Source organism: Curtobacterium sp. MCPF17_002, from assembly GCF_003234115.2.
Classification (GTDB): Bacteria; Actinomycetota; Actinomycetes; order Actinomycetales; family Microbacteriaceae; genus Curtobacterium.
The window spans coordinates 1,579,247-1,592,422 of the sequence record NZ_CP126251.1; the positions used below are offsets into that span (position 1 = coordinate 1,579,247).

General features: G+C 68.8%; 12 protein-coding genes. 10 read left to right on the top strand and 2 right to left on the bottom strand.

Translation table 11 applies throughout. The features are described 5' to 3' along the window. The first annotated feature begins 3 nt into the window (after positions 1-3). The 5 genes from DEJ28_RS07415 (at position 4) to DEJ28_RS07435 (ending at position 5,418) form a co-directional block, all read left to right on the top strand. Positions 4-378 (top strand): HesB/IscA family protein, encoded by a 375-nt coding sequence (locus tag DEJ28_RS07415; RefSeq protein WP_111115047.1) that lies wholly within the window; start codon positions 4-6, stop codon positions 376-378. 269 nt (positions 379-647) lie between these two features. Further along, positions 648-1,550, top strand: coding sequence for an aa3-type cytochrome oxidase subunit II (gene ctaC / locus DEJ28_RS07420; protein WP_111115048.1), 903 nt, complete (start codon positions 648-650; stop codon positions 1,548-1,550). An 11-nt stretch (positions 1,551-1,561) separates the two neighbouring features. After that, positions 1,562-3,298, top strand: coding sequence for an aa3-type cytochrome oxidase subunit I (gene ctaD, locus DEJ28_RS07425; RefSeq protein ID WP_181433661.1), 1,737 nt, complete (start codon positions 1,562-1,564; stop codon positions 3,296-3,298). Between the two features lie 3 nt (positions 3,299-3,301). Beyond that, positions 3,302-3,718 (top strand): cytochrome c oxidase subunit 4, encoded by a 417-nt coding sequence (locus DEJ28_RS07430; RefSeq protein WP_111115049.1) that lies wholly within the window; start codon positions 3,302-3,304, stop codon positions 3,716-3,718. A gap of 326 nt (positions 3,719-4,044) precedes the next feature. Further along, positions 4,045-5,418 carry a glucose-6-phosphate dehydrogenase gene (locus DEJ28_RS07435; protein WP_111115050.1) on the top strand — a complete coding sequence of 458 codons (1,374 nt, stop codon included), beginning with the start codon at positions 4,045-4,047 and terminating at the stop codon, positions 5,416-5,418. Between the two features lie 224 nt (positions 5,419-5,642). Here DEJ28_RS07435 and DEJ28_RS07440 read toward each other — a convergent pair whose 3' ends face one another. Continuing rightward, the gene (locus DEJ28_RS07440; protein ID WP_111115051.1) at positions 5,643-7,532 is read right to left on the bottom strand and encodes a glycoside hydrolase family 15 protein; all 1,890 of its coding nucleotides are present in this window, start codon (positions 7,530-7,532) and stop codon (positions 5,643-5,645) included. 105 nt (positions 7,533-7,637) lie between these two features. Continuing rightward, positions 7,638-8,702 (bottom strand): App1 family protein phosphatidate phosphatase, encoded by a 1,065-nt coding sequence (locus DEJ28_RS07445; RefSeq protein ID WP_111115052.1) that lies wholly within the window; start codon positions 8,700-8,702, stop codon positions 7,638-7,640. A 146-nt stretch (positions 8,703-8,848) separates the two neighbouring features. On the opposite strand from DEJ28_RS07445, the gene DEJ28_RS07450 reads away from it, so the two are divergent. From DEJ28_RS07450 to DEJ28_RS07470, 5 genes are all read left to right on the top strand, one after another. Then, on the top strand, positions 8,849-9,496 hold the full coding sequence (locus tag DEJ28_RS07450) for a TetR/AcrR family transcriptional regulator (RefSeq protein ID WP_258367997.1): 648 nt from the start codon (positions 8,849-8,851) through the stop codon (positions 9,494-9,496). 227 nt (positions 9,497-9,723) lie between these two features. Continuing rightward, a complete protein-coding gene (locus DEJ28_RS07455) occupies positions 9,724-10,593 on the top strand; it encodes an ABC transporter ATP-binding protein (RefSeq protein WP_111115054.1) in 870 nt (289 codons plus the stop codon). Continuing rightward, complete coding sequence (locus DEJ28_RS07460; RefSeq protein WP_111115055.1) at positions 10,590-11,312, top strand: ABC transporter permease; 723 nt, start codon at positions 10,590-10,592, stop codon at positions 11,310-11,312. Before DEJ28_RS07455 ends, DEJ28_RS07460 begins: the two co-directional genes overlap by 4 nt. Next, positions 11,309-12,049, top strand: coding sequence for an ABC transporter permease (locus DEJ28_RS07465; protein ID WP_111115056.1), 741 nt, complete (start codon positions 11,309-11,311; stop codon positions 12,047-12,049). Before DEJ28_RS07460 ends, DEJ28_RS07465 begins: the two co-directional genes overlap by 4 nt. Further along, on the top strand, positions 12,046-12,981 hold the full coding sequence (locus tag DEJ28_RS07470; RefSeq protein ID WP_258367998.1) for an ABC transporter substrate-binding protein: 936 nt from the start codon (positions 12,046-12,048) through the stop codon (positions 12,979-12,981). Before DEJ28_RS07465 ends, DEJ28_RS07470 begins: the two co-directional genes overlap by 4 nt. The last annotated feature ends 195 nt before the right edge of the window (positions 12,982-13,176 follow it).

Consider the following 13,176-nt stretch of genomic DNA (forward strand, 5'->3'; position numbering starts at 1 on the left):
CGGATGAGCGACACCATCACCGACAACGCACCGACGACCGAGGCGCCGTCGCACGGCGTCCTGCTCAGCGACGCGGCCGCGGCGAAGGTGGCGAGCCTCCTCGAGCAGGAGGGCCGCGACGACCTCCGCCTGCGTCTCGCCGTGCAGCCCGGCGGCTGCTCGGGCCTGATCTACCAGCTCTACTTCGACGAGCGCCTGCTCGACGGTGACGCTGCCGTCGCGTTCGGCGACGGCGTCGAGGTCGTCGTCGACAAGATGAGCGTCCCGTACCTGGACGGCGCCTCGATCGACTTCGAGGACACCATCCAGAAGCAGGGGTTCACCATCGACAACCCGAACGCGCAGGGCAGCTGCGCGTGCGGTGACAGCTTCCACTGAGCGAGGCTGATCCGATACACGAGCGGGGAGCGACCGACACGGTCGCTCCCCGCTCGTGTGTTCTCCGGGCGTGCCCCGGCGCAGCTCCCGCCACGACCAGGGAAAACGCGGCGCGGAGGGGTGCGGATCGTGGCTCGAGGCGTGTCGCTTGTGCGCGAGCGGGGTCGAGCTGCGAGTAAGCTAGGAGTGTTCCAACCAAGCTGGAAGTCAGCCATGAGCGACCTTCGCGTCGCAGGCTGTTCCGCTTTCACGTCTTCCGAGAGGTAACAGTGCGTTCGAATCGCCGTATACGTTGGGCGGCCGTCCCGGTGGCCGTCGGTCTGGTCATCGCACTGGCTGGCTGCACGCAGCAGCAGCTGAACGGATGGCTCCCCGGCACGGAGGAGACGAAGGACGTCACCAACCACACGAGCCGCATCGTCGGCCTGTGGACCACCAGCTGGGTCGTCCTGCTCGCGGTCGGTCTGATCGTCTGGGGCCTCATCATCTGGGCCGCGATCGTCTACCGCCGCCGCAAGGGCCAGACCGGCCTGCCGGTGCAGATGCGGTACAACATGCCGCTCGAGATCTTCTACACGATCGTGCCGCTCATCCTCGTGCTCGGCTTCTTCGCCTTCACCGCGAAGGACCAGGCCGCGATCGAGAAGCCGTTCACCAGCCCGGACGCCACGGTGCACGTGTACGGCAAGCGCTGGGCGTGGGACTTCAACTACATCGACCAGAAGAACCCCGACGAGAGCGTCTACTACCAGGGCATCCAGGCCCAGGAAGAAGAGAACGGCGACGGGGCCATCGACGAGTCGCAGCTGCCGACCCTCTACCTGCCGCAGGGCAAGAAGGTCAAGATCGAGCTCTCCTCGCGCGACGTCGACCACTCCTTCTGGGTCATCGACTTCCTGTACAAGAAGGACATGCTCCCCGGGAAGACGAACTACGAGTACTTCATCCCGGAGAAGCTCGGCACGTACCAGGGCAAGTGCGCCGAGCTCTGCGGTGAGTACCACTCGCTCATGCTCTTCCAGGTGAAGGTCGTCACGCCGACCCAGTACCAGAACTACCTCGACGACCTCAAGGACCAGGGCAAGGTCGGTCTGCTCGGCAACGAGTACAACACCAACACGAACGAACCGAACGACAAGGCGCCCGTCACGGCGTCCAGCGAGAACAAGTAGGGGCTCGTCAGATGACAACGTCACTCGTCGGCCAGCCGACCAGGCCCTCGACGCCGGACTTCCAGGCGTCGAAGGTCGGTCGGAAGGGCAACATCATCGTCCGGTGGATCACCTCCACGGACCACAAGACCATCGGGTACATGTACCTGATCGCGTCGTTCATCTTCTTCCTGCTCGCAGGTGTGATGGCGCTCGTGATCCGTGCCCAGCTCTTCGAACCGGGCCTGCACGTGGTCGCGACGAAGGAGCAGTACAACCAGCTCTTCACGATGCACGGCACGATCATGCTGCTGATGTTCGCGACGCCGCTGTTCTCGGGCTTCGCGAACGCGATCATGCCGCTGCAGATCGGTGCGCCGGACGTCGCGTTCCCGCGTCTGAACGGGTTCGCCTTCTGGCTCTACCTGTTCGGCTCGCTCATCGCCGTCGGTGGCTTCCTCACCCCGCAGGGCGCCGCGTCGTTCGGGTGGTTCGCCTACGCGCCACTGAGTGACACGACGTTCACACCAGGGTTGGGCGGCACACTCTGGGTCTTCGGACTCGGCATGACCGGCTTCTCGACGATCCTCGGTGCGGTGAACTTCATCACGACGATCATCACGATGCGCGCACCGGGCATGACGATGTTCCGCATGTCGATCTTCACGTGGAACACCCTCGTGACGGCGCTCCTCGTGCTGATGGCCTTCCCGGTCCTCGCCGCGGCGCTGTTCGGGCTCGGGCTCGACCGCGTGTTCGACGCGCAGATCTTCAACCCGGCCAACGGCGGTGCCCTGCTCTGGCAGCACCTGTTCTGGTTCTTCGGGCACCCCGAGGTGTACATCATCGCGCTGCCGTTCTTCGGCATCGTCTCCGAGGTCTTCCCGGTCTTCAGCCGCAAGCCGATCTTCGGGTACAAGACCCTCGTCTACGCGACCATCTCCATCGCGGCCCTCTCGGTCACGGTGTGGGCGCACCACATGTACGTCACCGGCGGTGTCCTGCTGCCGTGGTTCTCGCTCATGACGATGCTCATCGCGGTCCCGACCGGCGTGAAGATCTTCAACTGGGTCGGCACGATGTGGCGCGGTTCGGTCACCTTCGAGACCCCGATCCTCTGGGCCGTCGGCTTCCTCATCACGTTCACGTTCGGTGGTCTCACCGGTGTGATCCTGGCGTCGCCGCCGCTCGACTTCCACGTGTCCGACTCGTACTTCGTCGTCGCGCACTTCCACTACGTGGTCTTCGGCACCGTCGTCTTCGCGATGTTCTCCGGGTTCTACTTCTGGTGGCCGAAGTGGACCGGCAAGATGCTCAACGAGCGTCTCGGCAAGATCCACTTCTGGCTCCTGTTCATCGGCTTCCACACGACGTTCCTCATCCAGCACTGGCTGGGCGTCATCGGCATGCCGCGTCGGTACGCGACGTACCTGCCGAACGACGGCTTCACCTGGATGAACCAGCTGTCGACGATCGGCTCGATGATCCTCGCGGTCTCGTTCCTGCCGTTCATCTTCAACGTCTACGTGACTGCCCGGAACGCACCGAAGGTCGCCGTGAACGACCCGTGGGGCTACGGCCGTTCGCTCGAGTGGGCGACCAGCTGCCCGCCGCCGCGCCACAACTTCACGTCGATCCCGCGTATCCGTTCGGAGTCGCCGGCGTTCGACCTGAACCACCCGGAAGCGGGTGTGCCGATCGGCGTCGGTCCTGCGAAGGACGCTCCCGACGCTCCGACCTACGACGCCGCGAAGGGCGAGGTGAAGTAGGCGATGCGCGCCAACACCAACCTGTTCTGGATCCTCTTCGGGTTCTTCATCCTCGCGGACGCCGCGTACACCATCTGGTCGCTGATCTACTACGGCGAGCCGGAGTGGGTCGGCACCGTGGCCATCGGCCTCACCGGGATCATGTCCGCGTTCATTGCGTTCTACCTCGGCAAGGTCATGTCCTCGCAGGGCGGCGTGCTGCCCGAGGACCGTCCGGACGCCAACATCGAGGACGGCGACGCCGAGCTCGGGCACTTCAGCCCGTGGTCGTGGTGGCCCATCCTCATGGCGGGTGCCGTCGCGGTCGTCTTCCTCGGCGTCGCTGCCGGCCTCTGGATCGTGCCGATCGGACTCGCCCTCGTGGCGATCACGCTCGTCGGCTGGGTCTACGAGTACTACCGCGGCAACTTCGGTCACTGACCTGACGCTGCAGCGCACCTGACACATTCGGGCGGCACCAACTCGGTGCCGCCCGAAGTGCGTCCAGGCGACGGGCAGTAGGAACGACCTGCAGGCCAGACCACGAACGCCTGCGGGCCAGCCCACGAACGACCCGCAGGCCAGACCACGAACGACCCGCAGGCCAGACCACCAACGACCTGCAGCAACCGATCCACCCCAGAGCACCCCGGCCCGAACCGGGAATCATCCGGCCCACGAGCGACTTGGCCACATACGGACCACCAGGCCCGACCGGCCCGCCGTCGCAAGCGGACTCCCACCACCAGCGAAAGGAGTCACCTCCGGTGACCGACAAGCGCACTCTCATCATCTTCGGCGCGACGGGCGACCTCGCCTCCCGCCTGCTGCTGCCGGGCCTCGGCACGTTCCTGCAGAGCGGTCGAGCGGTTCCCGTCCAGCTGATCGGCACGGGCCGCAGCGCCCGCAGCGAGGAGCAGTGGAAGGACATCGTCACGAAGTCCTTCGCGTCGCAGGACGTGAAGGGCCCGGAGGTCGACGGCACCATCGCGTCGACCGAGTTCATCCAGGGTGACCCGACCGACCCCGAGCACCTCAAGGCGCTGCTGGCCGCGGCCGACGCCGAGCCGGTGCTGTACTTCGCGCTGCCGCCGCAGATCGCCTCCGACATCTGCGAGGCGCTGCAGCAGGTCGAGCTCCCCGCCGGCACGACGCTCGCGTTCGAGAAGCCGTTCGGCACCGACGTCGCCAGCGCCGAGGCCCTCAACGAGACCGTCCTCAAGCTGGTCCCCGAGGAGCGCGTGCACCGCACCGACCACTTCCTCGGTCGCACCACGGTCCTCAACATCATCGGTCTGCGCTTCGCGAACCGTCTGTTCGAGCCGATCTGGAACGCGGACAACATCGAGAAGGTCGATGTCTTCTACGACGAGACCCTCGGTCTCGAGAACCGCGCGCAGTACTACGACGAGGCCGGCGCGATGGTCGACATGATCCAGTCGCACCTGCTGCAGATCCTCGGCCTGGTCACGATGGACGCCCCGTCGGCGATCGACGCGGTCGAGTTCCGCTCGTCCCTCGCCCGGGTGCTCCGGTCGACCCGCCTCAAGGGCGACGACGCCACGGTCGCCTCGCGTCGTGCGGTCTACACGGCCGGCGCGATCGACGGCAAGGACCTCCCCTCCTACCAGGAGGAGGACGGCGTCGACCCGTCGCGCAAGACGGAGACGCTCGCCGAGATCTCGGTCGAGGTGGACACCGCCCGCTGGAAGGGCGTGCCCTTCACGCTCCGTTCGGGCAAGGCCCTCGGCGCGAGCCGGAAAGAGGTCCTCATCACCTTCAAGCCGGTGACGCGTCTGCCCTCCGGCCTGACCGGTCGTCCGAAGACGGACACGCTGCGGATCGTCCTCAACCCGGACGAGATCGAGCTGACCGTGTCGGCCAACGGCGGCGGCAACCCGTTCGAGATGGGGCAGGTCACCCTGTCGTCCTCGTTCGCCGACGGTGAGCTCACGCCCTACGGCGAGGTCCTCAACGGCATCTTCCACGACGACCCGCTGCTCTCGATCCGCGGCGACGTGGCCGAGCGTTGCTGGGAGATCGTCGAGCCGGTCGTCAAGGCCTGGAAGGCCGACGAGGTCCCGCTCGAGGAGTACCGCGCCGGTTCACGCGGTCCGGCGGACTGGGAGTCCTCGTCCTGAATTCCTGACGCACGTCACGTCACCAGGTGACGGACTGGAGGCGCGGTGCCAGCTGGCACCGCGCCTCCCGTCCGTCTGTGGGTGCGTTCTGACCCATCGCACCCGACCTAGGAAGCCGAATCGCGCATAGGGGGTCGGAAAGAACGACCTCCTACGCGCGATTCTTCTTCCTACGCGCGGAACGACGCACCACGCGCGGAACGACGCATCACGCGCGCGGGCCGTCAGGCGGGGGTGCCGGCCCGCTCGCCCTCGCCGGTCCACGAGCGGGTGCCGCCGTCGTGCACGGGCAGGCGGGTGCGGTGCCCGGCGGCGGCGCCGCGTGCACGTGCGATGGCGTCGGCGGCCGACACGAGCGTGAGGTGCGAGAGCGCCTGCGGCGTGTTGCCGATGTGGTGCCCTGTCGCGACGTCGATCTCCTCGGAGAGCATGCCGACCTCGTTGGCGTAGCCGGTGAGCACGTCCATGAGCCGCTCGGCGTCGTCGACCCGCCCCGAGGCGGCGTACTGCTCGACGAGCCAGAACGAGCACGCCAGGAACGGGTGCTCGGTGCCGGAGAGCCCGTCGAAGCCGGACGAGGTCCGGTAGCGCAGGACGAGCCCGTCCGAGCCGGTGCGGAGGTCCTCCTCGATCGCGGCGACGGTCCCGGTCATGCGGTGGTCGTCGGGCTTGAGGTACCCGATCTGCGGCAGGACGAGCAGGCTCGCGTCGACCTCGTCGGTGTCGTAGTGCTGTCGGTAGCTGCCCCGCTCGGCGTTCCAGCCGTGCTCCTCGATCTCGGTGCGGACGGCGGCGCGCAGGGTCCGCCAGCGGTCGACGGGGCCCTCGAGTCCGAACTCCTCGACGGCGGCGACCCCGCGGTCGAACGCCGCCCAGATCATCGCCCGCGAGTGCGTGAAGTGCCGACGCGGACCGCGCATCTCCCAGATGCCGTTGTCCGGCTCCTGCCAGTGCTCCTCGACGTAGCCGAGCAGGGCGCGCTGCAGTGCCCACGAGTCGGCGTTCTCCTCGACGCCGAGCTCCCGGGCGTCGTGGAGCGCGGCGAGGACCTCGCCGAACACGTCGCCCTGGTACTGCGTGTAGGCGCCGTTGCCGATCCGGACCGGGGTGGACCCGGCGTACCCGGGCAGGTTCGGCAGCTCGCGTTCGGGGAGTTCCCGCTCACCGGCGATGCCGTACATGATCTGCACGTCGGCGGGGTCGCCGGCGATGGCGCGGAGCAGCCAACCGCGCCAGTGCGCCGCCTCGTCGCGGTACCCGTGCGCGATGAGGGAGGCGAGGGCGAGCGAGGCGTCGCGGAGCCAGACGTAGCGGTAGTCCCAGTTGCGCTCCCCGCCCGGGTCCTCGGGCAGGCTCGTGGTCGCGGCGGCGACGACACCGCCGGTCTCGGCGTGCGTCATCGCGCGGAGGAACATCAGCGACTGGCGCGTGGCTTCGGTGTAGCGGCCCTCGGTGCGGATTGGCGCCATCCACTTCCGCCACCAGGCGAGGGTCCGGTCGAGAGCGGCGTCGACGTCGAGCGGCACCGGCGGTTCACGGTGCGACGGGTACCAGGTGAGGACGGTGTCGAGGACGTCACCGTCGCGGATCGTGCTCGTCGCGACGTGCCGGTGGTCGTCGGCACGGAACTGGACGCCGCGGACGATGACCGACGCCGGGCCCGCGGTGGCGAGGAGCGCCGGGTCCTCGTCGCCGCCGATCTGCCGGACCCACGGCAGGGCGAGCGCGTAGTCGAACCGGATGCGCAGGACCTGCCGGAGCTCGACGGAGCCGCGGAGCCCCCGGACGCGCCGGACGATCGTCGCCCGGTGCGCGCCGATCGGCATGAACTCGGTGACCTCGACGATGCCGGTGCTCGTCGTCCACACCGTGGAGAGCACGAGCGTGTCGTGGTCGTACCGGCGGGTGGCCGTCGCGTCGGGGTCGGTGGGCCGGAGCGTCCAGTGGCCGTGGTCCTCGGTGCCGAGGATCGACGCGAAGGTCGAGGGGCTGTCGAACCGGGGGAGGCACGCCCAGTCGATGGTGCCGTCCCGCCCGACGAGCGCTGCGGTGTAGGTGTCACCGATCAGCGCGTGGTCCTCGATGCGGTTGGTCGGTGCGGTGGCCTCGCTCATGGGCTGATCCAACCACCGTCACCCGCGCGTCCGTCGGCGTCGGCGGCGCGAGTCTGAGGGACGGCTCAGTGCCGGCAGGGAGTCGCCGCGAGCGGGACGGACGGCTCAGTGCGGGTCGGCGGGGTCGGCCTGGGCCAGCCCGACGCGGGTGAGCTCGGACCAGATGCCGGCACCGTCCGGGGCGTAGACCCACGGCGCGGACGACTCGCGGGAGCGTTCCTGCGCGCGCGAGCGGCCACCGGCCAGGACGGCCTCGCTCGTGGAGAGCTGCCGGATGGCGACGCCGGCGACGTTCTCGGGGTGCGCCCGCGCGAAGTCGCCGTACAGCGACTCGTCGTGCTGCCCGTCGTCGCCGACGAGCAGCCACTGCACGTCCGGGAAGTCCTTCGCGAGCCGCTCGAGGTTCTCCTGTTTGTGGAGCTGCCCGCTGCGGAAGAACCGGTCGTGCGTGGGACCCCAGTCGGTGAGGAGCAGGGTGCCGGACGGGTAGAGGTTCCGGCTGAGGAAGCGCTGCAGGGTCGGTGCGACGTTCCAGGCGCCGGTGGAGAGGTACACCGTCGGCGCGCCGGGGTGCTGGGCGAGCACGCGTTCGTAGAGCACCGACATGCCGGGGACGGGACGACGGCCGTGCTCGGTGAGGACGAACGAGTTCCACGCGGCGAGCATCGGGCGGGGGAGCGAGGTCACCATCACGGTGTCGTCGATGTCGGACAGCAGGCCGAAGCGGGTGTCCGGGTGCACGATGAAGACGTCCGCCTCGACGTCGCGCATGCCCCCGGCGGAGAGCTTGATGGTCTGCCAGCCGGGCTCGAGGTCGATCGGGACGATGGTGTCGACCACGCCGCCCCGGTCGGACTGCACCACGTGGGTGGTGCCGCCGGCCGTGATCGTGACCTCGGCGTCGTCGACGGCGACGCTCGTGAAGCTCTTCCACCCGCGCACGCCGTAGAACGAGGCGTCCGACGCCAGGCCGCGCCGGGTGAGCAGGACGCGGCAGAGGACGCGGATCCACCCGGGAGCGCCGTACCCGGTGTACGGGATCACGGTCGGCACGAGTCCGCGGCGTCGGGCCCGCTGTTCACGGAACTCCTGGACGGCGTCCTCGATGCGTGCGGCACGGTGGAGGATCGGCTCGGCCAACGACGGTTCATGGGGCGTCGGGTCGGGCATCTGCTCATCATTCCACGGTCGGCCCCGGGACACCTACGACCTCGCAGGTGCGTTGGGAGAGTCGCAGCGATATTCCAGCCGGTCTCTGCGACAGTTGGTCCGTCGCCCACCCACGAGACCGCGCCGACGGCGCAAGAGGAGAACACGTGCTCGTCACCGAGGTACCGAACGCACTACCGGGGGGATCATCACTGCTCAGGAACGAGCCGGTCCAAGCCCGTAGTTCGGCGCGCCTCTCGGGCCTCCTGGACGCCGCCGCCGCGGTGATCGACGAGATCGGGTTCGAGCGCCTGACCACCGCGATGGTCGCCGAGCGGGCCGTGGCCTCCATCGGCACCGTCTACCGCTACTTCCCGGACCGCATCGCCGTCGTCGAAGCACTCGCGATCCGCAGCACCCAGCGTCTCGCCGAGCGGTTCGTCAGCACCCTGGCGGAGAGCGACGCGGCGACCTGGCAGGACGCCTGCGACGCGCTGATCGACGTCACCGCGGAGATGTACCGCACCGAGCCGGGCTTCCGCGCGATCCGCTTCGGCGACGCGGCGGACACCGGCACCGGCGACTCCGAGGACCGCATGGCCGCGCTCGGGGGCACGGTCGCGCAGATCCTGCACGAACGGTTCGGCCTGCCGGCCGGTGAGCGGATGGCCCGGACCTGGGTCGTCCTCGCCGAGTCCGCGCACGCCGTCCTCGCCCGCGCCCACCGCGACCCGTCGCATCCGGACACCGCCCTGGTCGAGGAGTACCGGACGATGAGCCGGACCCACCTCGAAGCGGTGATCGCCGCCTCCTGACCCGCTGCCGCAGCAGCAGGACCAATCCGTCGACGCCCGCCCTCCGAACTGGAGGCGCGGGCGTCGTCGTCCGTGCGCGCCGCGGCCGGCGCGTGGCGGCTCCACTGCCCCGAACGGCATCCCGGGACACGTCACGGATCGTCACGGCCCGACCGATGTCCCACCGATGTCGCACCCGACGGGTACTCTCACTCGGAGTCGGGCTACCTCCGAACAGAAGGGCACCCATGATCGAGTTCCGCTCGGTACGCAAGACCTACCCGGACGGCACCAACGCGGTCGACGACTTCAGTCTCGTCATCCCGTCGCGGACCACGACGGTCTTCGTCGGGTCGAGCGGCTGCGGCAAGACCACGTTGCTCCGCATGATCAACCGGATGGTCGACCCGAGCGCGGGCGCCGTCGAGATCGACGGCGAAGACGTCTCCGGCGTCGACCCGGTGCAGCTCCGCCGCAGGATCGGCTACGTGATGCAGAACGCCGGGTTGCTCCCGCACCGCAAGGTCGCCGACAACATCGCGACCGTGCCGCTGCTGACCGGGGTCTCCAAGTCCGAGGCCCGTGTGCGCGCGCTCGAGCTGATGGACACCGTGGGCCTCGACCGTGCCTTCGCGGACCGGTACCCCTCGCAGCTCTCCGGCGGCCAGCAGCAGCGTGTCGGTGTCGCCCGCGGTCTCGCGGTGGACCCGAACATCCTCCTCATGGACGAGCCGTTCGGCGCCGTCGACCCGCTCGTGCGCAACGACCTGCAGGACGAGCTCATCCGGCTCCAGCGCGAGCTCGGCAAGACGGTCGTCTTCGTGACGCACGACATCGACGAGGCCTTCAAGCTCGGCGACCAGGTCGTCATCCTCAAGAAGGGCGGCGAGATCGCCCAGCTCGGCACGCCGGCGGAGATCCTCGCCGAGCCCGCCGACGACTTCGTCGCGAACTTCATCGGCGCCGGCCGTGGTCGTCGCGCCCTCCGGGTCGAGCAGACCCCCACCGGTCCGATCGTCGTCGACGGCGAGGGCCGCGCCGCCGGGGTGCTCACCGGGCCCGTCCAGGTGGTCGACGCGGCCGAGGCCGTGCCGCAGCAGCAGGTGGGCAACGCGTGAACTGGGTCCTCGGGAACCTCGACACGATCACCTCGAACCTGATCGCGCACGTCTGGCTGTCGATCCCGCCGATCGTGATCAGCTTCGTGCTCTCCGTCCCGATCGGCCTGCTCGTGTCCCGCCTCCGGAAGCGTCGCGGGGCCGCGCGGGCGACGGGTTCGACGATCGTCGTGGTCGCGAGCCTGCTGTACACGGTCCCGGCGCTGCCCCTCTTCCTCGTCCTGCCCGCGATCCTCGGCACCAGCTACCTCGACCCGGTGAACGTCGTCATCGCCATGACGATCTTCGGTGTCGCGCTGATGGCGCGCTCGTCCGCGGACGCCATCGACGCGGTGGACGCCGACGTCGTGAGCGCGTCCGAGGCTCTCGGCTACTCGCCGGCGCAGCGGTTCGCCCGCGTGGAGTTCCCGCTCGCCGGCCCGGTGCTGCTCGCCGGCATCCGGGTCGTGTCGGTGTCGACGGTCAGCCTCGTCACGGTGGGGGCCCTCATCGGCATCCCGAACCTCGGCTTCCTGCTGACCGACGGCCTCAAGCGCGGCATCAGCGCCGAGATCCTCACCGGCATCGTCCTGACGATCGTGCTCGCGCTCGTGTTCGACCTGCTCCTGGTCGCCATCGGCCGCCTCGTGATGCCCTGGACCCGGGGGAGCGGGCGCACCGCTCGTCGCTTCCGGCGGTCCGCAGCCGACGACGTCCGCACCGCGGAGGTGTCCGCATGAACCTCTTCGCACAGGGCATCGCCTGGATCTTCGACCCCGCGAACAACGTCGGCAGCAACGCCATCGGCGTCCGGCTGTGGGAGCACGTCTGGATCACGCTCCTCGCCGTCGCGATCGCGGTGGTCATCGCGGTGCCGCTGGGGCTCCTCATCGGGCACACCGGCAAGGGGCGGTCGATCGCGGTCGGCGTCTCCGGCGGGATCCGCGCCCTGCCGACACTCGGCGTGCTGACCCTGCTCGCGCTGGCGCTCGGCCTCGGGCTCGGCGCACCGCTCATCGCGCTCGTCGTCCTCGCGATCCCCTCGGTCCTCGCCGGGGCGTACTCCGGCGTCGAGGCCATCGACCGGGTGATCATCGACGCCGCGAAGGCGCAGGGCATGACGCCGTGGCAGATCCTCGTCAAGGTCGAGATCCCGCTCGCCCTGCCGCTCATCGTCGGTGGCATCCGTGCCGCGGTCCTGCAGGTCGTGGCCACCGCGACCCTCGTCGCCTACATCAACGCCGGAGGGCTCGGCGGCTACGCCTTCTCCGGCATCGCCAATCAGGACTACGCGGAGGTGCTCGGCGGTTCCATCGTGGTGATCGCCCTCGCCATCGCGTTCGAGATCGTCTTCGCCGCACTGCAGCGGCTCGCCGTCCCCGCGGGTGTCTCCGCCGGCTCGGCGCGCCAGTCGCGACGGAGCACCAGCAGCTCAGCACCCCGAGCATCAACCCCTGTGGAAGGAACCCACTCGTGATCACAGCAACCACCCGGCGCCTCGCCGCGACGATCGCCGTCGCGTCCGCTGCCGCCATCGCCCTGGCGGGCTGCTCCTCGAGCGACCCGCTCTCCTCCGGCTCCGGCAGCGGTGACTCGAAGACCATCGTGGTGGGTTCGCAGGCGTACCCGTCGAACGAGATCATCGCCGAGCTCTACGCCCAGGAACTCCAGCACGCGGGCTTCACCGTCAAGAAGCAGCTCAACATCGGCCAGCGCAAGGCCTACTGGCCCGAGGTCTCGAAGGGGAGCATCAACGTCTTCCCCGAGTACAACGGCAACCTGCTCAACTACCTGCTCCAGGCGGACGGCAAGGACACCACCACGGAGACCACGACGGCGGGCATCAACTCCGCCCTCAAGGACACCCTGCCGTCCGGCGTCAAGGCGCTCCCCTCGGCGGACGCGTCCGACGCCGACACCTACACGGTGACCCAGGCCACGGCCGACAAGTACGACCTCAAGTCGATCGCCGACCTGTCGAAGATCGGTGGCACGATCTCGATCGCCGCCAACCCGGAGTTCGCGACGGCCGCCTACGGTCCCAAGGGCCTCAAGGAGAAGTACGGCATCACCGGCGAGGTCAACCAGCAGAACGACTCGGGCGGTCCGCTGACGATCAAGGCCATCCAGGACGGTGACTCGCAGGTCGCGGACATCTACTCGGCCAGCGCCTCGATCAAGACCGACAAGCTCGTCACCCTCGAGGACCCGGAGCACCTGGTGCCGGCGAACAACGTCACGCCGATCGTGTCGAAGGGCCTCGACTCGAAGGCGGCGGACGCCATCGAGAAGGTGAACAAGCTCCTCACGACCGACGTGCTCATCGAGCTCAACCGTCAGAACTCGGTCGACGAGAAGTCGGCGGCCTCGGTCGCCAAGTCGTTCCTGCAGGACAACGACCTGCTGTAGCGAGCACGGCGGCGCACTGCCGCGATCAACCGCAGTAAAACGACAGGTGTCGGGCAATTGCCCGGCACCTGTCGTCGTTCGTGAAGCGGGCGTCCAGCACGTCCGTTCCGCACGGTTGTGCCGTGCACTGCTCCTGCACGTTCGTGCAGTCGAGAGTTCTACAACTTGTCGAAGAAGGTGTCCGCGCGGTAGCGT